Annotated in this window: 16 protein-coding genes; 4 read left to right on the top strand and 12 right to left on the bottom strand. The window is 59.5% G+C overall.

The genetic code is table 11. The annotated features are described in order from the left end of the window. Positions 1-17 precede the first annotated feature (17 nt). From astB to AEQ67_RS16485, 5 genes are all read right to left on the bottom strand, one after another. A complete protein-coding gene (gene astB / locus AEQ67_RS16465; protein WP_059404894.1) occupies positions 18-1,364 on the bottom strand; it encodes an N-succinylarginine dihydrolase in 1,347 nt (448 codons plus the stop codon). 166 nt (positions 1,365-1,530) lie between these two features. Continuing rightward, positions 1,531-3,000 carry a succinylglutamate-semialdehyde dehydrogenase gene (gene astD / locus AEQ67_RS16470; RefSeq protein WP_177333656.1) on the bottom strand — a complete coding sequence of 490 codons (1,470 nt, stop codon included), beginning with the start codon at positions 2,998-3,000 and terminating at the stop codon, positions 1,531-1,533. Beyond that, positions 2,997-4,022 carry an arginine N-succinyltransferase gene (gene astA, locus AEQ67_RS16475; protein WP_059404896.1) on the bottom strand — a complete coding sequence of 342 codons (1,026 nt, stop codon included), beginning with the start codon at positions 4,020-4,022 and terminating at the stop codon, positions 2,997-2,999. Before astA ends, astD begins: the two co-directional genes overlap by 4 nt. A gap of 69 nt (positions 4,023-4,091) precedes the next feature. Then, complete coding sequence (gene aruF / locus AEQ67_RS16480) at positions 4,092-5,111, bottom strand: arginine/ornithine succinyltransferase subunit alpha (protein WP_059404897.1); 1,020 nt, start codon at positions 5,109-5,111, stop codon at positions 4,092-4,094. Between the two features lie 197 nt (positions 5,112-5,308). Further along, positions 5,309-6,529, bottom strand: coding sequence for an aspartate aminotransferase family protein (locus tag AEQ67_RS16485; RefSeq protein ID WP_059404898.1), 1,221 nt, complete (start codon positions 6,527-6,529; stop codon positions 5,309-5,311). Positions 6,530-6,835: 306 nt separating this feature from the next. Here AEQ67_RS16485 and AEQ67_RS16490 point away from each other — a divergent pair, with 306 nt between their 5' ends. Further along, entirely contained in the window at positions 6,836-11,800 is a 4,965-nt protein-coding gene (locus tag AEQ67_RS16490) for a dermonecrotic toxin domain-containing protein (RefSeq protein ID WP_059404899.1), read from the top strand. A gap of 12 nt (positions 11,801-11,812) precedes the next feature. Here the strand turns inward: AEQ67_RS16490 and argR are convergent, their stop codons facing one another. From argR to acs, 7 genes are all read right to left on the bottom strand, one after another. Next, positions 11,813-12,793, bottom strand: coding sequence for a transcriptional regulator ArgR (gene argR, locus AEQ67_RS16495; protein WP_059404900.1), 981 nt, complete (start codon positions 12,791-12,793; stop codon positions 11,813-11,815). A gap of 302 nt (positions 12,794-13,095) precedes the next feature. Further along, positions 13,096-13,860 (bottom strand): ABC transporter ATP-binding protein, encoded by a 765-nt coding sequence (locus tag AEQ67_RS16500; RefSeq protein ID WP_008154324.1) that lies wholly within the window; start codon positions 13,858-13,860, stop codon positions 13,096-13,098. Between the two features lie 27 nt (positions 13,861-13,887). Then, positions 13,888-15,000 carry a M14 family metallopeptidase gene (locus tag AEQ67_RS16505; protein WP_059404901.1) on the bottom strand — a complete coding sequence of 371 codons (1,113 nt, stop codon included), beginning with the start codon at positions 14,998-15,000 and terminating at the stop codon, positions 13,888-13,890. 1 nt (position 15,001) lies between these two features. Next, positions 15,002-15,700 carry an ABC transporter permease gene (locus AEQ67_RS16510; RefSeq protein WP_059404902.1) on the bottom strand — a complete coding sequence of 233 codons (699 nt, stop codon included), beginning with the start codon at positions 15,698-15,700 and terminating at the stop codon, positions 15,002-15,004. Beyond that, positions 15,697-16,386, bottom strand: a complete 690-nt coding sequence (locus AEQ67_RS16515) for an ABC transporter permease (RefSeq protein ID WP_008154330.1) — start codon at positions 16,384-16,386, stop codon at positions 15,697-15,699. The genes AEQ67_RS16510 and AEQ67_RS16515 overlap by 4 nt, the downstream gene beginning before the upstream one ends. 91 nt (positions 16,387-16,477) lie before the next feature. After that, positions 16,478-17,251: an ABC transporter substrate-binding protein gene (locus AEQ67_RS16520; protein ID WP_059404903.1), complete on the bottom strand. Its 774-nt coding sequence runs from the start codon at positions 17,249-17,251 to the stop codon at positions 16,478-16,480. A 700-nt stretch (positions 17,252-17,951) separates the two neighbouring features. After that, complete coding sequence (acs, locus tag AEQ67_RS16525; RefSeq protein WP_059404904.1) at positions 17,952-19,907, bottom strand: acetate--CoA ligase; 1,956 nt, start codon at positions 19,905-19,907, stop codon at positions 17,952-17,954. Positions 19,908-20,491: 584 nt separating this feature from the next. Between acs and AEQ67_RS16530 the strand changes: the two genes are divergently transcribed. The 3 genes from AEQ67_RS16530 (at position 20,492) to AEQ67_RS16540 (ending at position 22,852) form a co-directional block, all read left to right on the top strand. Further along, positions 20,492-20,755: a DUF2790 domain-containing protein gene (locus tag AEQ67_RS16530; protein WP_059404905.1), complete on the top strand. Its 264-nt coding sequence runs from the start codon at positions 20,492-20,494 to the stop codon at positions 20,753-20,755. An 84-nt stretch (positions 20,756-20,839) separates the two neighbouring features. Beyond that, the gene (locus AEQ67_RS16535) at positions 20,840-21,076 is read left to right on the top strand and encodes a hypothetical protein (RefSeq protein WP_059404906.1); all 237 of its coding nucleotides are present in this window, start codon (positions 20,840-20,842) and stop codon (positions 21,074-21,076) included. Positions 21,077-21,601: 525 nt separating this feature from the next. Then, on the top strand, positions 21,602-22,852 hold the full coding sequence (locus tag AEQ67_RS16540) for a ribonucleotide-diphosphate reductase subunit beta (RefSeq protein ID WP_045057829.1): 1,251 nt from the start codon (positions 21,602-21,604) through the stop codon (positions 22,850-22,852). The last annotated feature ends 25 nt before the right edge of the window (positions 22,853-22,877 follow it).

A 22,877-nucleotide genomic window follows, 5' to 3' on the forward strand; every position in this document is an offset into this window, starting at 1 on the left:
TTTTACGCTCTCGACGTTCAATTGATCTGGAATGGATAAACCGCGCCCAGTTTAAGGATTTGCGTCAGTTCATCCAGTGCCGTCCGGCACTCAAGCAGCAATTGCGGGTCCGCCAGGTCGGTTTCGGCCATGCGGTCGCGGTAGTGCTTGTCGACCCATTCGGTCAACGTGCCGTACAACGGTGCCGTCATGATAACCCCTGGGTTGACGGCCGCCAGTTCGGTTTCGTTGAGCGCGACGCGTAGTCGCAGGCAAGCTGGCCCACCGCCGTTCTGCATGCTTTGCTTGAGATCGAAGACTTTGATTTCGCGGATCAGGCCGCCGGAGCTGGTCAAACCTTGCAGGTATTGCCAGACACGCTCGTTGCCATGGCATTCTTCCGGCACGATCAACAGCATGGAGCCGTCAGGACGCGTCAGCAGTTGGCTATTGAACAAGTAGGAACGAACCGCGTCTTCCACGGTGACCGCCGAACGCGGTACGCAGATCGACTGAAATTTCCCACCGACTTTGGCGAGTTTGCTCTGCAATTCAGCCAGCATCTGCTCGGTGTCGAGGAACGCGTCCTCGTGATAGAACAGTACTTCGCCGTTACCCACAGCGATCACGTCGTTGTGGAACACGCCCTGATCGATCACCGAAGGGTTCTGCTGGGCGTAGACCACGCCGTCATCGCTCAAACCGTGCAGGCGGGCAACGGCCTGGGACGCTTCGAGGGTCTGGCGCGCCGGGTATTTCTGCGGCGCCGGATAACGGGTGTCGAACGCGCTACGACCAAACACGAAAAACTCGACGCCTGCCTCACCGTATTCACGGCAGAAACGCGTGTGGTTGGCCGCGCCTTCGTCACCGAACTGCGCCACGGCCGGCAAGGCGGCGTGGTGCGCGAAGTGCTTCTGGTCGGCGAACATGGCGCCCAGCACACGGCTGGTGGTCGGGTGTTCGATGCTGCGGTGGTATTTGCAGTTCAGGTTGGCCGCGGTGAAATGCACGCGGCCATCCGCCGTGTCAGCGCTCGGGCTGACCGTGGCGGCGTTCGCCACCCACATGCTCGACGCCGAGCAGCTGGCCACCAGCAATGGCATCGCGTCTTTGGCCGCTTGCTCGATCACTTGGGCGTCGGTGCCGCTGAAACCCAAACGGCGCAGGGCTGCCACGTCCGGGCGTTCCTGCGGGGCGAGGATGCCTTGTTGAAAGCCCATTTCCATCAGCGCTTTCATTTTTGCCAGGCCTTGCAGCGCGGCTTCCTTCGGGTTCGAAGACTGCTGGCTGTTGCTCTGGGACGCGACGTTGCCGTAAGACAGGCCGCCGTAGTTATGGGTCGGCCCCACTAGACCGTCAAAATTGACTTCATAGGATTTCATCAGCGAGGCTCCACGAGAATCTGTTGTTATAGGCTTCAGGTAACAATTCTTTTAGACCGAGGCGCGGCCTTCGCGGGCAAGCCTCGCTCCTACGGGGGATGCGTCGTACACAACATGTGTGAACACCACTGAACCTGTAGGAGCGAGGCTTGCCCGCGAATGGCCGTCAGGCCATCTTCACGCCAGGCGTCAAAGTCGCTGGCAACACCAGGCTCGGGGTTTCCAGCGAGGCTACCGGGTACGCGCAGTAATCGGCCGCGTAGTAGGCGCTGGCGCGGTGGTTGCCCGAGGCGCCGACGCCGCCGAATGGCGCGCTGCTCGCCGCGCCGGTCAGCTGTTTGTTCCAGTTCACGATACCAGCGCGGCTTTCCAGCCAGAACTGCTGATAACGCGCTTCGGAGTCCGACAGCAAACCGGCCGCCAGGCCATAGTCCGTGTCGTTGGCTTCAGCGATCGCCGCTTCAAAATCAGCGTAGCGGATCACTTGCAGCAACGGGCCGAACAGCTCTTCGTCAGGACGGTCGGCAACCGCTGTCACGTCCAGAATGCCAGGCGTCAGCAACGCGGCTTGCGCCTGCGGTTGAGTCATTTCCAGCAATGCCACCGCGCCGTTGGCCAGCAGATGTTCCTGCGCTTCCATCAGTGCTTTTGCAGCACCCAGGGAAATCACCGAGCCCATGAACGGCGCCGGCTGCTGATCGAATGCACCGACCTCAATCGTCGAGCTGACCGCCACCAGTCGCGCCAACAGTGTGTCACCCCAGGCGCCTTGCGGCACCAGCAAGCGGCGCGCACAGGTGCAACGTTGACCGGCAGAAATGAACGCCGACTGAATGATGGTGTAGACGGCAGCATCGAGGTCGGCGACCTGATCGACAACCAGCGGGTTGTTACCGCCCATCTCCAACGCAAGGATCTTGTCCGGACGACCAGCAAACTGTTGGTGCAGGTGATTGCCGGTGCGGCTCGAACCGGTGAAGAACAACCCGTCGATGCCCGGGTTCGCCGCCAGGGCGATACCGGTTTCACGAGCGCCTTGCAGCAGGTTCAACACGCCGGCCGGCAAGCCGGCTTCGATCCAGCACTTGACCGTCAATTCAGCCACTTTCGGCGTCAGTTCGCTGGGCTTGAACAGCACGCTGTTACCGGCCAGCAGCGCCGGGACGATGTGACCGTTCGGCAAGTGACCAGGGAAATTGTACGGACCGAACACCGCCACCACGCCGTGTGGCTTGTGGCGCAATACGGCGGTGGCGTCGCCCAGCGGGGCGCTCTTCTCGCCGGTGCGGTCGCGGGAGCTCTGCGCCGAGGTCGCAATCTTGTTGACCATGCTGGGGACTTCGGTCGACGCTTCCCACAGGGGTTTGCCGGTTTCCTCACCGATGGTGCGAGCCAGTTCGTCAGCGTTGTTCTTCAGCGCGGCGGCAAAGGCCTCCAACACGGCGATGCGTTCTTCCAGGGTGCGACGGGCCCAGCCCGGGAACGCCTGACGCGCGGCTTGCACGGCGGATTCGACCTGAGCGGCGGTGGCGCCTTCGCCGGCCCACAGCACTTGCTGGGTCACCGGGTTCAGCGATTGAAAGGCTTCGCCTTGACCGGCCAGCCATTCACCTGCGATGTATAGCGAATTCATTATTTGGACTCCCGAGCAGCGGACAACGGAACGGCGCGTACTTGATCGCCGGCGTTGAGTTGAAGACGTTTGGCGGTCAGCGGATCGACCACCAGCGTGCCGGCGGCGAAGCGTGCTGGCGCGGCAGTGATCCGGCAGTCTTCGCGCTTGCGGTTGTGAATCAGGAATGGCGTGGCGTCGTCACCCGGCGTACCGATGGCCAGTACCAGCGCCTGGCTGTCGCGGACTGCGCGGATCTTGCTGGTTTCGCACTCCACCGCAGGACCTGCGTCGAAGATATCGACGTAGCCTTGGTAGCTGAAACCTTCGCTCTTGAGCATGGCCAATGCCGGCTCGGTGTCCGGATGCACCTGGCCGATCACGTTGCGCGCGTCAGGCGACAGGAAGCAGGTGTACAGCGGGAATTTCGGCATCAGTTCGGCGATGAACGCCTTGTTGCCGACACCCGTCAGGTAATCGGCCTGGCTGAATTCCATCTTGAAGAAGTGCCGACCCAGGCTTTCCCAGAACGGCGAACGGCCGGCTTCGTCGGACATGCCGCGCATCTCGGCGATGATCTTGTTGCCGAACAGCTGCGGGAACTCGGCGATGAAGACCATCCGCGCCTTGGCCAGCATGCGGCCGTTAAGGCCCGTGCGGTAATCGGCGTGGAGGAACAGCGAGCACAGCTCGGAGTTGCCGGTCAGGTCGTTGGCCAGGAACAGCGTCGGGATTTCGCGGTAGATGTTCAGCTCTTGAGAAGCGCTGACGGTCAGGCCGACCCGGAAGTTGTACCAAGGCTCACGCAGACCGACGGCGCCGGCGATGGCGGAAATGCCCACCACGCGACCGTTGTCATCTTCGAGCACGAACAGGTAGTCCGCATCGCCCCGCCCGGCTTCGCCGCGAAAGGTCTTCTCGGCCCAGCCGACCCGATGGGCCAGACGTTCTTCGTTGGCCGGCAAGGTGGTCAGGCCGGTGCCGGTGCTGCGGGCCAGGTCGATCAGAGCGGGTAAATCGCTGCTGCGTACGGGACGAACGATCATGCTATCTCCTCAAACGGGCCGCTTGCGCCACCCGTGAAACTTCGCTGCTTTCTAGGCAATCAACAGGCGTCAAACCGCGACCAGGCGCACGCTGGCACCTTCACCGACGCCCAGGGCTTCGGCCGCTTCCAGATCCAGGGTCACGGGTTTGCCTGGCGCGTAATCGAGCTCAAGCAACACGGCGCGGTAATCCTGCAACTGGGCGTTGGCCACCAGGTACTGACGACCGGCGCCTTTGACCGGCTCACCGATCTTCACCGGGACCACACGGCTCTGGGCGATCGAACGGATCCCCGAAACGCGCGCGTGCAGCGTCGGGCCACCGTCGAAAATGTCGATGTAGTGATCGGTCTCGAAGCCTTCGCGCATCAGGATGTCGAAGGTGATCTGCGCACGTGGGTGCACCTGGCCCATCGCTTCTTGAGCAGAGTCCGGCAGCAGCGGTACGTAGATCGGGTAATGCGGCATCAGCTCGGCAAGGAACGTGCGGCTTTTCAGCCCGCACAGGCGTTCGGCTTCGGCGTAGTTGAGGTCGAAGAAGTTGCGACCGATGGCGTCCCAGAAAGGCGAATCACCGTTTTCATCGCTGTAACCGACGATCTCGGTCACCACGGAATCGGCAAAACGCTCCGGATGGCTGGCGACGAACAGCAGACGACCACGAGAATTCAGTTCCGCCCACGGCGAACCCACCAGCTCGCGCTGCACGTAGAAACTGGTCAGCAAGCTGTTGCCGGTCAGGTCGTGGCACTGCGAAAGCACGTGGATCTTGTTGTGGATCTTCAGCTCGCGGGAGGCGTGGACGAAGGTTTCGTTACGGAAGCTGTAAAACGGCTCCGAATAACCGGCCGAGGCCACGATGGCCGAGCAGCCCACCAGTTTGCCGGTGGCGGAATCTTCGAGGACGAAGAAGTAGCTCTCTTCACCGTTGAAGCTGACTTCAGCGGCGAACGACGCTTCGCTCGCGGCGATCTTGTCGCTCAGGCGTTCAACGTCATCCGGCAAGGAAGTGACACCAATCGGGCTGTCCGCAGCCAGACGCTGTACCTCGCCCAGATCAGCCATTTGCGCGGGGCGCATCACCAGCATGGTGTCACTCCTTTCTCGTAAAACTCTTGAGGAAAATAAGCCGGACCCTTGTAGGAGCGAAGCTTGCTCGCGAAGGTGTGTCAGTCGACATCACTGTGGCTGACACACCTTCGCGAGCAAGCTTCGCTCCTACAGGGAAGCGGGCCCGGTATAAAAATTGGGTTCGACGCCTGAAATCTCAGGCGTCGAAGGGTCTATCAGGCTTGTGTCAGTTTTGCCGCAGCGCGTTCGAAGCGGTCCAGGCCGGCATCGATATCGGCGTCTTCAACCACCAGGCTTGGGGCGAAACGCACCACGTCCGGGCCGGCTTGCAGAATCATCAGGCCTTCTTTTTCAGCGGCGTTGAAGATGTCCTTGGCCTTGCCTTTCCAGGCTTCGCTCAGCACGCAACCGATCAACAGGCCCATGCCACGAACCTGGGTGAACAGGCTGTATTTCTCGCCGATCTGCTCCAGGCGAGCCTTGAACTTGTCGTGCTTGGCGTTGACGCCGGCCAGCACTTCAGGGGTGTTGACCACGTCGATCACCGCTTCAGCGACCGCGCACGCCAGCGGGTTGCCGCCATACGTGGTGCCGTGGGTGCCGACGACTAGGTGTTTGGCCAGGTCTTCGGTGGTCAGCATGGCCGCGATCGGGAAACCGCCGCCCAGGCTCTTGGCGCTGGTCAGGATGTCCGGGGTCACGCCGTAATGCTGGTAGGCGAACAGCTTGCCGCTGCGGCCCATGCCGGTTTGCACTTCGTCAAAAATCAGCAGAGCGTTGTGCGCGGTGCAGAGTTCGCGGGCGCCTTGCAGGTATTCAAGTTCGGCCGGGATCACGCCGCTCTCGCCCTGGATAGGTTCCAGCACCACCGCGCAGGTCTTGTCGGAAATGGCAGCTTTCAGCGCGGCCAGATCGTTGAACGGTACGTGGGTGATACCGGTGATTTTCGGACCGAAGCCATCGGAATACTTCGACTGGCCACCGACGTTGACGGTGAACAGGGTACGACCGTGGAAGCTGTTGAGCGCGGCGATGATTTCGTACTTCTCGCTGCCGAACCGATCAAAACCGACGCGACGGGCCAGCTTGAAAGCGGCCTCGTTGGCTTCGGCGCCGGAGTTGCAGAAGAAGGCGCGGTCGGCAAACGTGGCGTCGATCAGCTTATGGGCCAGGCGCAGGGCCGGCTCATTGGTGAACACGTTGGACACGTGCCACAGCTTGTTCGCTTGCTCAGTCAACGCTGCGACCAGCGCCGGGTGTGCGTGACCCAAAACGTTAACGGCAATCCCGCCGGCGAAGTCGATCAGCTCGCGGCCAGACTGGTCCCAAACGCGGGAACCGGCGCCACGCACAGGAATGAATGCGGCAGGCGCATAGTTGGGAACCATTACCTGGTCGAAATCGGCGCGTTGTACCGCAGCGTGCTCAACGGACATCGGAGTCTCCTGATGAGGAACACCCGCCTGAAACTGGCGAGCTTGGTGAGGATTGTAAGGACAGTTTTCAGCCCGGCCTTGCCGCCAAGCGACAACTTCTTATAGCGCAAACCCCGGATTTTCCCGGGTTTACGGCAATGCGACATATAGGGTCGCAAAGGCGCAGTTTAAACTGCTGCCGGGGTTTGCGGCAGGCTTGGCGGGATCTTACTCAAGACGATTTCACGGTGGCGGTAAATATGTACCGCACAGGGTCGATATTCGTGGGGTTTGCTGTGGGCCTTCTGAAACGTAAATGGCCCCTCCATGAACTTCGACATCGAACCAGCCTTACCACCGCCGTTCAGACCGGACGCTCACTACCAGCACCTGACCCGCGTTATCCCTCATTGGCTGACGCAGGCCTCCAGACAAAAACGCGATGCGCTTTCGAAAACCAAGCCACGTCTGCCCGACGCAATCAAGAATGCACCCCGCAGTCAACACGCAGAATTGAGCACATTGAATGCTCGCCACTGGACGGCTCAAAACCGGGTTGATCAGACCCTTATGCGTCTGCAGAACGCCAGTGCATTCTCCGCCCCCCTGCTTCAGGCCGCCATCAAGCAGCGTTTCAATCTGGATCTGGACGTCAGCCAGACGTTCCTGCGCCTGTACATCCCCGCGCACCTCCCTTGGCTGCGATTGAAATCCGGTGCTGCGCGCATCTGGACCGTATCGCTGCTGGATGCCGCGCTGCACAACTTCGAAAGCGCCGAAACCGAAACCGACGCCTTTGAGCCTGCGTCGACTTACATCACACCGCCCTCTTCCACCGGGCAGTTCAAAACACTGCCGCAGATTCTGCAGACGATGCCTATCGCAGCGTTCGCCCTGCTGTGCCGTGAACTCGACATCGGCGAGCGCTATAAACAGTATCTCGAAGATAACCTGGGCATCAGCAATCCAGTGGCGGCGGCGATTCTGCAACCGAACATTCGCCAGAGCCAGCAAACCGCCCTGACCGCTGCGCTGCACATGGCACAGATGCAAAACCTGCTGGATAGCGATGTCCATCGCCTGATCCTCAGCCTGGTCGACAACCGGCCGCTTACGCGTTTGCACCGACAGCCATGGCGATGCCATGAACTGACAATCATGAATGCCCGCCTGACCGGCATTCTGCTGTTTGCTCCGGAACTGCAGCGCGCCCGCGAAGCGGTCCGGGTAGTGGCCTATATCCCTGACGACCCCGAGCATCCGATCAAGGAATACGCCTCGCCTGCTGCATTCGCCGAGGAGCTAAGCCAGCGCCTGCGCGATCCGGCCTATCAACAATTCTTCAGCCGCTTCGTAGACCATGAGGATCGCGGGTACTTCTTCGCTCAATTGAATAGCCAACTCAGCCCCATTACCTGGCAACCGGTGCAACCTGGCGATCCGCGTCCGACCTGGAGAGAAACCCCCAACCAGCGCCCGAACCTGCAAATGGTGGCAACGCCGATCGAAGGCGACCTGTGGATTCATCTCTATCAACGCCAACTCGACAAGATCCTTAATGATGCGCGTGTCATCGCCATCTCCACCGCCACCGTCGACCGCAAAGCGCGCTGGGCGTTATGGGACTCCTTCACGGAAATCGCCTCGGCACTGCTGAACATCGCAGCCTTCATTGCGCTGCCGTTCGTGCCGTTCCTCGGCGAACTGATGCTGGCGTACATCGCGTACCAATTGCTCGACGACACCTTCGAAAGCATCGTCGATTGGGCTGAAGGCCAGACGACAGAAGCGTTCGAACATTTCATGGCGCTGGTCGAATCTGCGGTGCAACTGGGCACCTTCGCCGCGGGTGGCGCGATTGCAGTCAGCGAATTTCGCGCGGTGCTGCCGCGGGAAATCGTGCAGTTCATCGACCGCTTTAATTCAGTGAAACGACCGAATGACGACAGCCGTTACTGGAAGCCTGACCTGACGGCTTACGAGCATTCCGTCGCACTTCCAAAAGACGCGAAACCTGACGCGACGGGATTGCACCAGCATCAAGGCAAAACCCTGCTGACACTCGACGACAACCTGTACTCAGTTAAAAAGCTGACCGGTCAGCATCGCATCGAACACCCCACTCGCCCCGAGGCCTACCAACCGACCCTGAGGCACAACGACCAAGGCGCCTGGCAGACTGAACTCGATCAACCACTGACCTGGGACCAGGCCACTTTGCTGCGGCGCATCGGCCCGGACATGCAAGGTTTTTCCGCGAGCGAGCGCGAACGCATGCTGACCATCAGCGGCTGCCACGAAGACGTCCTGCGCAAAATGCATGTGAATACCGAGCAAATGCCACCGCTGCTGGCCGACACGTTGAAACGCTTCAAGATTGACCGGAATCTTCAGACTTTCATCGAGCAAATCGGCAGCGATCGTCCAGACGAGTACCTGAAGGCCGATCCGGTGATGCAACTGGAACTGCTCTGCGACTACGCTTTCTGGCCGGCGGATCAAGGGCTGCGACTGGTCGATCCGACAGGGAAAACCGTCTGGGAACGCGTCATTGCCGACCAACTCGTGGTACAGGTCAATCAAGCGCAACTGGACAATGGCGGCCTGATCAAAACGCTCCTGCCAACACTCGACGATGCCGGCGCGAGATCACTGCGCCGCACCCTGGCCGAGCTCACCGAAGCCAAGCGGGAAAGCCTTTTCAGCCAGCAGTACCGCCGACTCGAACACGCTGCGCGCCCCTTGGTGCAGCGAATCATCGACACCGAGCCTGGCTTGCCCACCAGCCTCGCCGAAGCGCTGCTCGACACCACCAGCGCCCAGGAACGGCAGCAACTGGAGCGAGGAACGGTGTCGAAACGCCTCACGGATCTGGCGCAAGAAGCAGGCCTGCAAGTGCGGGTGACTCGCACTTATGAAGGCCTCGAGTTGCACTCGACGCGTAACAATCTCGACACCGATCGCTTGGTGTTACACACGCTGGAGCACTTGCCTGGATGGTCGGGACAACTGCAACTGGAGATCCGCCAATACGCTCACGACGGACTGTTGATCGACCGCATCGGCAACCCCGACGCCCTTTCGCGCAAGGTTCTGGTGTTGACCGATGCAGGCGCCTATCAAGCCTACGATGAGGCGGGCGAGCCGCTCAACAACACCGACACTCTCTATTCCAGTCTGTTGCAGGCGCTGCCCGACAGTGAGCGAATCGCCCTGAATATCAACATCGGAGAAGGCGAAAGATTCAAACAGCTAATTTGCACCCACGCCGTCAATCGTGAAATGTTGCGTGCGTTGCTGGCGCAACAGCCGATCCTCAAGCCCACCTATGATCCGGCGGTGATGCGTTTGCTGGGCGGGTCGGATGGCTATCGGCGGATGCCGGCCAACACGCCTTCCTTGCAAAGCCACATCTACCGGCTGTTTCCCCATCTGACACCAGAGGCACTCGAGGCCTTTGCCGAGCGATTGCAACGAAATCCCGGCGGGCCACGTGCCGAACTCCAGCGCCTGTTCAATCAACACGCGCAATTGTTCGATGAACTGAATGCGTGGCGTGACGCGATACCGCTGTTTGTCCCGGATACGTCAATCAGATTGAGCGTCGAGCAATACGCCACGCAACGGCAAGGGCGCAGGGAGATGACAGGCCGGTTACTGGACTGCTGGCGCCGCCAGGCCACACACGACAGCGCCAATGACGAACCGCTTTCCTTCAATTTCTCCCAGCCGATTTGGGGAGAGCTGCCCAGGCTGACCGTTGATTTCCCTCAGGTGCGCAACCTGCTGCTTGAAGGCCATCGCGCCACGCGCGGTGTGAATGATTTTTTGAAGGGATTTTCCGGACTCAATCGTCTGGCGATGCGCGATTTCGAATTGGGTCAGTTGCCGGATGCCATTGCGCGCTGGCCGCAACTCAGCGAACTGATCCTCAGCGATTGCGCAGTGACCCTCACCGAACAGAATCAGGCCACCCTTTCGGCCCTGAAGCACTTGCGCGTGCTCGATCTGTACAAAAATCCGCTCGGTGTGTCCCCCTCTCTGGAGAACATGCCTGAATTGAACTACATCGACCTTTCCAGCACCGGCCTGCACCAACTTCCCCCCGGATTGCTGACGCGGCCACGCCTGCGAACGGCCTTGCTCAATGACAACCGGATCGAGGAACTGCCGGCCGCACTTTTCAGCCTGCCCAACAAAACCCAGGAGGGTTTCGACCTGGGAGGAAATCCGATTTCCACCGCAGGCCGTGAACGCATAAAGATTCATTTCAACCTGACTGATCGCGACTTCGGCATCTTCGCCGAACAGGCCGATATCCGGCGCCTGCAAGTGCTTTATCCGCGACTGGATCAGGAAGAGGCCAGTGCGTTCATCTACCGCCAGCCTGGGTCGCTGGCCGAGGGCCGAGTCGAACTGGCACACCTGGAAACCGAGTACGACACCTTGCGCAACGAACTGGCCGCCTGGACTGCCGACATCCCCGCGCTTCACCCGGTCAGCGGCGAACCCTTTACCCCACAGCAAGTGATGATCGAACACGCCACCCGCGATGAATTCAAACAGCGGGTGGAACGCTGCTGGCGCCGAGAGACTGACCTGGACGATTTCAATCAGGACAACGAGCCCAGCCATGAGCTGACGCTGAGCACCATCATCACCGGCGAACTGCCTGTATTGCAGGCGGACTTCAGCCATGTGTCACTGCTGTACATGCACAGTGACGCCGGACTGACCTCCGGCGCCGGGCGTTTTCTACAGAGTTTTCCTCAACTGAAGAGCCTGACCATCCGTGATTACGCACTGCACGAAATGCCTGAAGCCCTCTTCAGAATGGGCAAGTTGACGTCGCTGGCACTGAGCGAATGTGAAATTACCCTGACCGCTCAAGCCGTGCAGGCACTGGCGCAGCTGGAGCAACTCGACTATCTGGACCTGAGCAACAACCCGCTGGGATTGGCTCCCGACGTCAGTCAGATGCCGGATCTATCCACCCTGCTGCTGACCCATACGGGTATCACTGAACTGCCGCCGGGCCTGCTGAATCTGACACGACTGGATGTCGCCGACCTGAGTGACAACGCGATCACCCACATCCCCCACGACATCCTGGAGCTGCCACTGGAAATCGCCGAAAGCATCAACCTGAGGGGTAATCCGCTGAATGCGCAGAGCGTGCAAACACTGATCGCTTACTTCAAAAAAACCAGCACCGATTTCGGCGTCGAAGCCGTGATCGAACAGGCTGAAATGGAGGTGTCGACTTCCGAGGACTCTGATGTCGACGAGTGACCGGCGCCAGCCTTAACCGCGCTCCGACGGCACCGACGACAATTCGAACGGACTGCTGCTGCGCCGCTGGTTGCGATCTTCGCGCGGCGTGGCGCCGAAGAAGTTGCGGTAGGCGCTGGAGAAGTGCGGCCCCGAGGAGAAGCCACACGACAGGCCGATCTGGATGATCGACTTGCTGGTTTGCATCAACATCTGCCGGGCCTTGTTCAGGCGCAGTTCCAGGTAATACTGGCTCGGCACGCGGTTGAGGTATTGCTTGAAGATGCGTTCCAACTGCCGACGGGACACGCACACGTGCTGGGCGATTTCGTCGGTGGTCAGCGGTTCTTCGATGTTGGCTTCCATCAGCAACACCGCTTGGGTGAGCTTCGGATGGCTGGAACCGAGGCGGTTTTGCAGCGGAATGCGTTGGCGTTCGCCGCCTTCGCGGATGCGCTCGACCACCAGTTCTTCGGAGACCGCGCCCGCCAGTTCGGCGCCGTGATCACGGGCCAGCACCGCCAACAGCAAGTCGAGTACCGACAAGCCACCGCAGGCCGTCAGGCGATCACGATCCCAGTCGAACAGATGACTGGTGGCGATGACTTTCGGAAAGCGTTCGGCGAAATCGTCCTGCCAGCGCCAGTGCACAGCAGCGCGGTAACCGTCGAGCAAACCGAGTTGCGCCAACGGGTAAACACCGGCCGACAAACCGCCGATCACGCAACCGGCACGCACCAATTGCTTGAGCGAACTGCTGAGCGCCGGCGCAAGCGAGGTCGGCGGCTCATCGGCGAGCAGGAACAGTTTCTGGAAGTTTTCGAGTTTGCCGGCCCACGGTTCACCCGGCAATTGCCAGGCGCCTTCGGCTGGCGGTTCGGCCTGCAAGAACGACAGTTCGTAGACCACGTCCGGATGCACACGCTGGGCAACACGCAAGGCCTCCTCAGCCAGCGCAAGCGTCAGTGCTTTAGTGCTGGGCCAAATCAGGAAACCAATTCGATGGGCAGTCATGGCGGGCAATCCGAAACGAAGAACAGTGATGAAGGCATGGGCCAATGCTAGCCCGTAAATGAACGCAAATCCCGAAACCGGCCCCGACCAACTGTGGGAACTGACTTGCCTCCCCCCTGTAGGAGCTGTCGAGTGAAACGAGGCTGCGATCTTTTGATCCTGGCTTTTTAAAAGATCAAAAGATCGCAGCCTCGTTTCACTCGACAGCTCCTACAGGGGATCCGACAAGTCCGCTCCGGGATTGGGGCCGGCTTCTGGATTGCGAAGCATGCACTATCCCGGTGCGCAACGGGAGTTCGGTTTCACTTGAGACTGCCCGAGAGGAATTGCTGCAAACGCTCGGACTGTGGATTGACCAGTACCTCGCGCGGGTTGCCGCTTTCTTCGACCACGCCTTTGTGCAGGAACACCAACTGGTTCGACACTTCGCGGGCGAAGCCCATTTCGTGCGTGACCACGACCATGGTCCGGCCTTCCAGCGCCAGGGCTTGCATCACCTTCAGCACGTCGCCAACCAGTTCCGGGTCGAGGGCCGAGGTCGGTTCGTCGAACAGCATCACCTCGGGTTCCATCGCCAGCGCACGGGCAATCGCCACACGCTGTTGTTCGCCGCCAGACATGTGGCCCGGGTAAGCGTCTTTGCGATGAGCCACGCCGACCTTGTTCAGGTAGTGCTCGGCCTTCTCGCGGGCTTCGGCCTTGGACATGCCGAGGACGTGGACCGGCGCTTCCATGATGTTTTCCAGCGCGGTCATGTGCGACCACAAGTTGAAATGCTGGAACACCATCGACAGGCGCGAACGCATGCGCTGCAGCTGTTTCGGGTCGGCGGCTTTCAGCGCGCCGTCCTTGTTGGCGACCAGTTTCAGCTCTTCGTTATTGAGCAGAATCTTGCCCGCGTGCGGCTGCTCCAGCAGGTTGATGCAGCGCAGGAAGGTACTTTTGCCGGAGCCACTGGAGCCGATGATGCTGATCACATCGCCAGCCGCCGCTTTCAGGGACACGCCCTTGAGCACTTCGTGACTGCCATAGCGTTTATGCAGGTCTTGGACTTCAAGTTTGTACATGCGGTCGGTTCTCACAAAAACAGTCAGTCAGTCGTTGAGCAAGCGCCCGTGACGCAGCGCTTCGCGCCCCGCCACCTTGGCCAGCCAGAAACCGGGTTGGGCATAACGCAGCCGTTCAATGGCAAACAGCACCCCGGACGTACCAGCACACACCGTGCTGACCCGATCCGATAACGGATCGATCACTTCGAAAATCTCGTCGCCGGCCTCGATCCACTCACCGGGTTTACGCAAAAAGCTGATCACGCCAGGGTGCGGCGCGAACAGCAATTCGGTGCCTTCGAACGGCATGCCTTCGCACGCGTCTTGCGCAGGTTTGGGCCATTCGCCGCTGATCAACCCTTGCTCGGCGAGGAACGCCAGAATGCCTTCGGCGTGGAACTCAGCCTGGGTACGACCGGTGTCGGCCTGCCCGCCCAGCTCAATGGTCGTCGCCAGGCAGGCCAGTGGAATTTGCGCGTCCGGGAACAGGCGCGACAAACGCAACCACGGCAGTGAACAGGCTTCATCAAAGGAACTGCCGCCGGAATCTTCCGCCAGCAGCCCAACCTTGACGTCGAGGTGCGCGGCGAGCGAACGCCATTGCGGCCAGTGTTGCGGCAACGCGTACATGTGCAGCGCCGCTTCGGCATCGCAATGCAAGTCCAGCACCACGTCGGCGGTGCAGGCATGGCTGAGCAAGATGCGCTGCATGCCTTGCAACTGACTGGCGGCCGGTGGCAATGCGGCGAGCACATCGCTCATGGCTTGGCGGATCAAACGGATATTGGCGTGCGGATCATCGCCCAGGTGCCCGTCCAGCTCGGCGGCCACTGGCGCACTGAGCTCGACGAAATCCCGGTTGAAGTTCTTGCCGCTGCCCGCTTCGAAACGCCCTTGATGATTGCCTTGCAGCAGTTGACCGAGGCCCAGTGGGTTGGCCACTGGCACCAGCTCGATCACACCATTGAGCAAGCCTTGGGATTCGAGTTCGGCCAGGCGCTTTTTCAGCTCCCAGGCCGTGCGCATCCCCGGCAGTTCATCGGCGTGCAGGCTGGCCTGAATGTAGGCCTTGCGCTCGCCAGCTCCGAAGCGGAACACCGAAATCTGGCGCTCGCTGCCCAGGTGGCTCCACGGCAATGCATGATCGATGCGTTCCATATCAGTGCTTCCGCGGGGCCAGATAGCCCAGCCAGCGGCGCTCGGCCAGTTTGAACAGCTTCACCAGAATGAAGGTCAGGCACAGGTAGAACACGCCGGCGGTGATGTAGGCCTCGAACGGCAAGTAGAACTGAGCGTTGACCGTGCGCGCGGCACCGGTGATGTCGATCAGGGTCACGATGGACGCCAGACTGGTGGTCTGCAGCATCATGATCACTTCGTTGCTGTACTGCGGCAGCGCTCGACGCAGGGCCGATGGCAACAGGATGCGCTTGTACATTTTGTAGCGCGACATGCCCATGGCCTTGGCGGCTTCGATCTCACCGTTCGGCGTGGCTCGCAGGCTGCCGGCGATGATTTCGGCGGTGTAGGCGCTGGTGTTGATCGCAAAAGCGAGGCACGCACAGAACGTCGCACTCGACAGCCACGGCCACAAGAAACTTTCACGCACCGCTTCGAATTGCGCCAGGCCGTAGTAGATCAAAAACAGCTGCACCAGCATCGGCGTGCCGCGGATCACGTAGGTGTAGAGCCAGGCGCTCATGTTGACGGCCGCATTCTTCGAGACGCGCATCAAGCCCAGCGGCAAGGCGCACAGCAGGCCGAAAAACAGCGACAGCGCGAGCAATTTGAGGGTGGTCACCAGGCCGCCGAAGTACAGCGGCAAGGCCTCCCAAATGACGTTGTAGTCGAAGATCATAGATCAGCCGCCCTTACGCCTACCGAGTAGCGCTTCTCAAGGTGACGCAATGCCAGCAACGAGACGCTGGTGATCACCAGGTACATCGCCGCCACTGCGAGGAAGAAGGTGAAAGGCTCGCGGGTGGCATCTGCCGCCTGCTTGGCCTTGAACATCATGTCTTGCAGCCCCACCACCGAAATCAGCGCGGTGGCCTTGGTCAGTACCAGCCAGTTGTTGGTAAAACCCGGAATCGCCAGACGAATCATCTGCGGCACCAACACCCGGAAGAACACCTGGAAACTGCTCATGCCGTACGCCATGCCTGCTTCGGCCTGACCCTTGGGGATCGCCATAAAGGCGCCACGGAAGGTTTCCGACAGGTACGCACCGAAGATGAAACCCAGGGTGCCAATACCGGCGGCCAACGGGTTGAGGTCGATGTAGTCGTCAAAACCGAGCATCGGCGCAACGCGGTTGAGCAGGTCCTGACCACCGTAGAAAATCAGCAGGATCAGCACCAGATCGGGAATCCCGCGGATCACCGTGGAATACAGGTCGCCCAGCCAGGCCAGCCAGCGGATCGGGGACAGACGCAGCGCAACGCCGATCAGACCCAGAACAATGGCCAGGACCATGGACGACAAGGCGAGCTGAAGCGTCAGCCATGCGCCATCGAGGATGACAGCCCCGTAGCCTTTCAACATGATTCAGGTCCTCGAAAGTTGGGATGAAAAAATGGCGCAAACCTCAGTGATCCTGTTGCTTGCGCCATTTCGGACTTGTCGCCGGGACGTGTTACTTGCCGTAGATATCGAAGGCGAAGTATTTGTCCTGGATTTGCTTGTACTTGCCGTTCTCGCGAATGGCAGTGATCGCGGTGTTGATCTTGTCTTTCAGCGCGTCACCCTTGCGAACCGCGATACCCACGCCGTCGCCGAAGTATTTGACGTCGGTGAAGGCCGGGCCAACGAAGGCGAAACCTTTGCCGGCGTCGGTTTTCAGGAAGCCGTCATCCAGCAGCGTAGCGTCTGCCACGGTGCCGTCGAGGCGACCGGCTGCCACGTCGAGGTAAATTTCGTTCTGCGAACCGTAAGGCTTGATCTCGGCACCCAGCGGGGCCAGGACTTCGCGGGCGAAACGCTCGTGGATCGAACCACGTTGCACGCCGATGTTCTTGCCCTTGAGTTCAGCCAGGCTGTCGCTGACCGGAGTGCCTGCCTTCATGACCAGGCGAGCCGGGGTGTTGTAATACTTGTTGGTGAAGTCCACGGACTTCTTGCGATCTTCAGTGATCGACATGGACGACAGGATCGCGTCGATCTTGCGCACTTTGAGTGCCGGAATCAGACCGTCGAACTCTTGCTCGACCCACACGCACTTGACCTGCATCTGCTCGCACAGCGCGTTGCCGATGTCGTAGTCGAAACCAACGATGCTGCCGTCCGGTGCCTTGGAAGCGAATGGAGGGTAAGCCGCTTCGATACCAATTTTCAGAGGTTTTTCATCGGCGAAGGTCGGCAGGGACAGCACGGACAGTGCCAGGGCGCCAAGCAGCACGAGTTTCTTCATCTTGGGACTCCATCGGTAAAGGGCTAAAACGGCAGAGTGAGCGACAGCCCAATATGCGAATGGGTTAAACCGGAAAAGCGGTGCTGCGTCTTAGGGAACCCACGTTATTTTCAACGCGAGCAACGACGAGCGAGTGATCGGCATTCTAACGACAGGCCCGAAGCCGATATTTCTTCAATGCGACAACAAATTACAGATGCACTGAGAAAGCGGTTTTGGCACGTTGACAGCCTTGCAAATTCATGCAAGAGCAAAAGACAGTAAACCGATCTATGCTGCAAATTGCGGGCCTATTATTGGCAAACCCTTCTAATCCGGCAAGCGTAGCGTTGCTTCTTATTTTTTATGGGTGCTGGAGAGACCGGGGAACGGGGTTTTACGTTTCCCAATGCCCCGGATTGGAGCGAGCGGTTACACATTCAGTTACTTGAAGGGTGGCGGGTAACAGTGGGAATTGGCCTACATCTGAAGCCGATAATTATTGGCTGTTGTTTATGTGGCGTCTGACCGGACGCCATCGCGGGCAAGCCCGCTCCCACAGGGGTCTTCAGTGAATGCTGAATTTGTGCACAACGAAAACCACTGTGGGAGCGGGCTTGCCCGCGAAGGGGTCGGAGCTGCCGACACAAAAACCTCAGACAATAAAAAACCCCACCAGGCTCAACACCTGATGGGGCTTCGATGACTCAAGAACCGCTACTTACGCAACGTTCATGATCTTGTGCTCATCAATCAAATGCTGCACCACACCCGGATCCGCCAGGGTGGAGATATCCCCCAACGCATCGTATTCGGCGGTCGCAATCTTGCGCAGAATCCGGCGCATGATTTTGCCCGAGCGCGTCTTCGGCAGGCCCGGCGCCCACTGGATGACATCCGGCGAGGCAATCGGGCCAATCTCTTTGCGCACCCAGTTTTTCAGTTCCAGGCGCAATTGCTCGGTCGGCTCTTCGCCACCAATCAAGGTGACGTAGACATAAATGCCCTGCCCCTTGATGTCGTGCGGCACACCGACCACCGCCGCTTCGGCGACTTTCGGGTGAGCGACCATCGCACTTTCGATCTCGGCGGTGCCCATGCGGTGACCGGAGACGTTAAGCACGTCATCCACACGCCCGGTGATCCAGAAGTAACCGTCTTCGTCACGACGCGCACCGTCACCGGTGAAGTACATGCCACGGAAGGTCTTGAAGTAGGTGTCGACGAAACGGTCATGGTCGCCATACAGCGTGCGCGCCTGGCCTGGCCACGAATCGAGGATTACCAGGTTGCCCTCGGCCACGCCTTCGATGATGTTGCCCAGGTTGTCCACCAACGCTGGCACCACGCCGAAGAACGGACGCGCCGCGGAACCAGGCTTGAGGCCGTGAGCGCCCGGCAATGGGCTCATCAGGGTCGCGCCGGTTTCGGTCTGCCACCAGGTGTCGACGATCGGGCAACGGGATTGGCCGACGTTCTTGTAGTACCAGTCCCACGCTTCCGGGTTAATCGGCTCACCGACCGAACCCAACAGTCGCAGGCTGCTGCCGTCAGCGCCTTCAACAGCGGCGGTGCCGGACGCCATCATCGCGCGAATCGCGGTTGGCGCGGTGTAGAGGATGTTGACCTTGTGCTTGTCGACGATCTTCGCCACCCGGGTGATGTCCGGGTAGTTCGGCACGCCTTCGAACAGCAGCGTGGTCCCGCCATTGGCCAGCGGGCCGTAGACAATGTAAGTGTGGCCGGTGATCCAGCCGACGTCGGCGGTGCACCAGTAGATTTCGCCCGGGCGGTAGTCAAACACGCGCTCGTGGGTCATGGCCGCATACAGCAGGTAACCGCCGGTGGTGTGCTGCACGCCCTTCGGCTTACCCGTCGAACCGGAGGTGTAAAGGATGAACAGCGCTTCTTCGGCGCCCATCTCTTTCGGCGCGCAAACGCTGCCCGCCACTTTCATCAGGTCTTCGTACCAGATGTCGCGATGCTGGTTCCACTTGATGTTGCCACCGGTGCGCTTGCACACGATGACTTTCTGAATGCTGCTGGTTTCCGGGTTGGTCAGCGCGTCGTCGACGTTGGTCTTGAGCGGGATCTTCTTGCCGGCACGAATACCTTCGTCGGCCGTGATCACCACTTTGGATTTGCAGTCAATGATGCGACCGGCCAGGGCTTCCGGCGAGAAACCGCCGAACACCACCGAGTGAATCGCGCCGATCCGGGTGCAGGCCAGCATGGCGACCACGGCTTCGGGGATCATCGGCATATAGATAGTCACCACGTCGCCGCGGTGCACATCCTGGCCGCGCAGGGCGTTGGCGAACTTGCAGACTTGTTCGTGCAGCTCGCGGTAGGTGATGTTGCGACTTTCGGCAGGGTCATCCCCTTCCCAAATAATCGCGACTTGATCGCCGCGCTCGGCCAGATGACGGTCGAGGCAGTTGTAGGAAACGTTCAGGGTGCCGTCGGCGAACCATTTGATGTCGACATGGTGATCGTCGAAGGAAGTCTGCTTCACCGTGGTGAAAGGCTTGATCCAGTCGAGGCGCTTGGCTTGCTCGCGCCAGAAGCCGTCCGGGTTGACGACGGACTGCTGGTACATGGCCTTGTAGGTCGCCTCGTCAGTCAACGTGTTGGCCGCAACCTCGGGACGAACGGGATACAGAGAAGCCGCACTCATCTTTCTTACCTCGGTGGAATAGTTGTTTTTGTATGACCCTGTTGTAGCCGGGCCGGGCCTATAGAACCATTCGACGATGGTAGTAACAAGCCCCTACAAATTATCGTGATAAGCCCAAATTCCCCCGCAATCCCCTGTAGGAGCCGGCTTGCCGGCGAATGCCGTGTACCTGACAAACCACGTCGTAAAGATCACCACCAAGCAACCTGTAGCAGCTGGCGAAGCCTGCGTTCGGCTGCGCAGCAGTCGTAAAATCAGCGATTGCGATATGTCAGGCAGGCCGCGGTGGCAGGGTTCACGACTGCTACGCAGCCGAACGCAGGCTTCGCCAGCTGCTACAGATTTGTGCGTCGTCAGTTCATTCTCACAGCGGATTGTTACGGAATCTGTCAAAGGTGTTTATCAAAAGCACGCCTATATGAATCCAACCCCCACGCCTAGAATCTGCCTCGCCAACTAGGCAACGCGATACACCAAGTTGCAGCCCCCACGAAGGGTGTAAATCCAAGACGAAAACTCAAGTTCCACACGCAATCCCAAAAAGATTGCGTGACCCCACTCGACCTTTAAAAGGTAAACCTGAAATGAAAGCTTTATTAGTTCTGGCCCTCAGCAGCCTGTGCGCAACCGCCATGGCAGACGAGGCCCCGACTGATGTCGCACAGCAACAACCGGCGGTAGAGGAATACACTTACTCCACGCATCTGGACATCGCCAAAGTTATCTCGATGAGCGAAATCCCGAACGTTTGCGAAGTTGTTCCGGCGAAAATGGAATACGACGATTCCAAAGGCCAACGCCACATTCTGCGTTACAGCGTCATGGGTAACGGCTGTTCTAACGGTTAATCACCCACCCCACTTTCCCAAGGTTCGACCCATCCGCCCACTACGTGTTGAGGCAGATGCAGCGCCGAACCTGGAGCCAATACGATGAAAAGCAAATTGATCCTCGCCCTGACCCTGTCCGTCCTGGCGGCCAACACTTTCGCCGCCGACGGTTACGACCGCACCGGCTCTGCTGCCTTCACCACCCAAGCGCCTGTCGCTTCTGACGGTTACGACAAGACCGGTTCGGCATCCTTCGCTTCCGACGGCTCCGATCACACCGGCGCTGCCAAGGTAGCTGCCGATGGTGCAGACCACGTTGGCGCGGGTCGTCTCAGCTGATAAATGAGCACGACTTCAAAGCCCGACGCTGGTCGGGCTTAGTTGTGTCTGGAGCTACCGAAAACCGACTCAAAACACAACATGTAGTGGAAAACGCGGTTTTTGATTGTTTTTTGAACAAAAATAATCGAGCTCAAAAATTTATGAAAAAAAAATCTGCACCCGCGATACCAGCCAAAGCCCTGTAAACCCTCACTCCCGCCTAAAAACGTCCCCTGCCTGCCCTTCTCAGTGCCATTTCGTCGCACCACGCGGCCGAAAATTTCCCTATAATGCGCCGTAAATCGGGCCTGCAATATTCCCTTACAGGGGAACACGCCAGTCTGAAGCCCACGCAGAAGCTGTCCACACTTTCTGCGCCCGTCAGTGGCCTCAGTACACCCGTACAAAATTCTGTTTATTGCCTGCGTTGTACTGCTGCAAAAAACGATTCCTTAAGATCCAACGCGGCCAGACGGTCGTGTGAAAAACCAACCTATCAGTTTTCACACGGGCATCTGGCCCTCACGCAGGAGACGACACGTCATGCTGAGCTGGGACGAATTCGACAAAGAAGACAGCGGCGAAACCGTGGTGAAAGGCGCCAACGCCGGCCACGCGACTGAAGCCAACATGGACCGCCTCGACACCGCTGGTGGTGTCGCTGCGCAAGAAGCTCGCGCTGTTACCGCGTCGGACTCAGCCGCCATCGCCCGTGCCAAAGCGGCCCTGGACAACCTCGACGTCGCCGAAGGCCTTGCCGAACTCGAAGGCGCCTCGGCCCGTGTCGCGGTCGACGAAAAGCGCATGATCAACTGCCGCGCCGACCTCAACCAACTCGTCCCCTTCAAGTACGACTGGGCCTGGCAGAAGTACCTGGACGGCTGCGCAAACCACTGGATGCCGCAAGAAGTCAACATGACCGCCGACATCGCCCTCTGGAAAGACCCGGAAGGCCTGACCGACGACGAGCGCCGCATCGTCATGCGCAACCTCGGCTTCTTCTCCACCGCCGACTCCCTGGTTGCCAACAACCTGGTGCTGGCCGTGTACCGCCTGATCACCAACCCGGAATGCCGCCAGTACATCCTGCGCCAGGCGTTCGAAGAGGCGATCCACACCCACGCCTACCAGTACTGCATCGAATCGTTGGCCATGGATGAAGGCGAAATCTTCAACATGTACCACGAGATCCCATCGGTCGCGAAAAAAGCCACCTGGGGCCTCAAATACACCCGTTCGATCTCCGATCCAAAGTTCGAAACCGGCACCGTCGAAACCGACAAAGAACTGCTGCGCAACCTGATCGCCTACTACTGCGTCCTGGAAGGCATCTTCTTCTACTGCGGCTTCACCCAAATCCTCTCCATGGGCCGCCGCAACAAAATGACCGGCGTCGCCGAGCAGTTCCAATACATCCTGCGCGACGAATCCATGCACCTGAACTTCGGCATCGACGTGATCAACCAGATCAAAATCGAAAACCCGCACTTGTGGGATGCTGAAATGAAGGAAGAAGCTTCGCAGATGATTCTGCAGGGCACTCAGCTGGAAATCGAATACGCGCGCGACACCATGCCTCGCGGCGTGTTGGGCATGAATGCGGCGATGATGGAGGATTACCTGAAGTTCATCGCGAACCGTCGCTTGTCGCAGATTGGGTTGAAGGAAGAATATCCAGGGACGACTAACCCGTTCCCTTGGATGAGCGAGATTATGGACTTGAAGAAAGAGAAGAATTTCTTTGAGACTCGGGTTATTGAGTATCAGACGGGTGGGGCATTGAGCTGGGACTAACCCTCTAAAAGATCTCCAAACAAAG

Source organism: Pseudomonas sp. RIT-PI-q, assembly GCF_001297125.1.
Taxonomy (GTDB): Bacteria; Pseudomonadota; Gammaproteobacteria; order Pseudomonadales; family Pseudomonadaceae; genus Aquipseudomonas.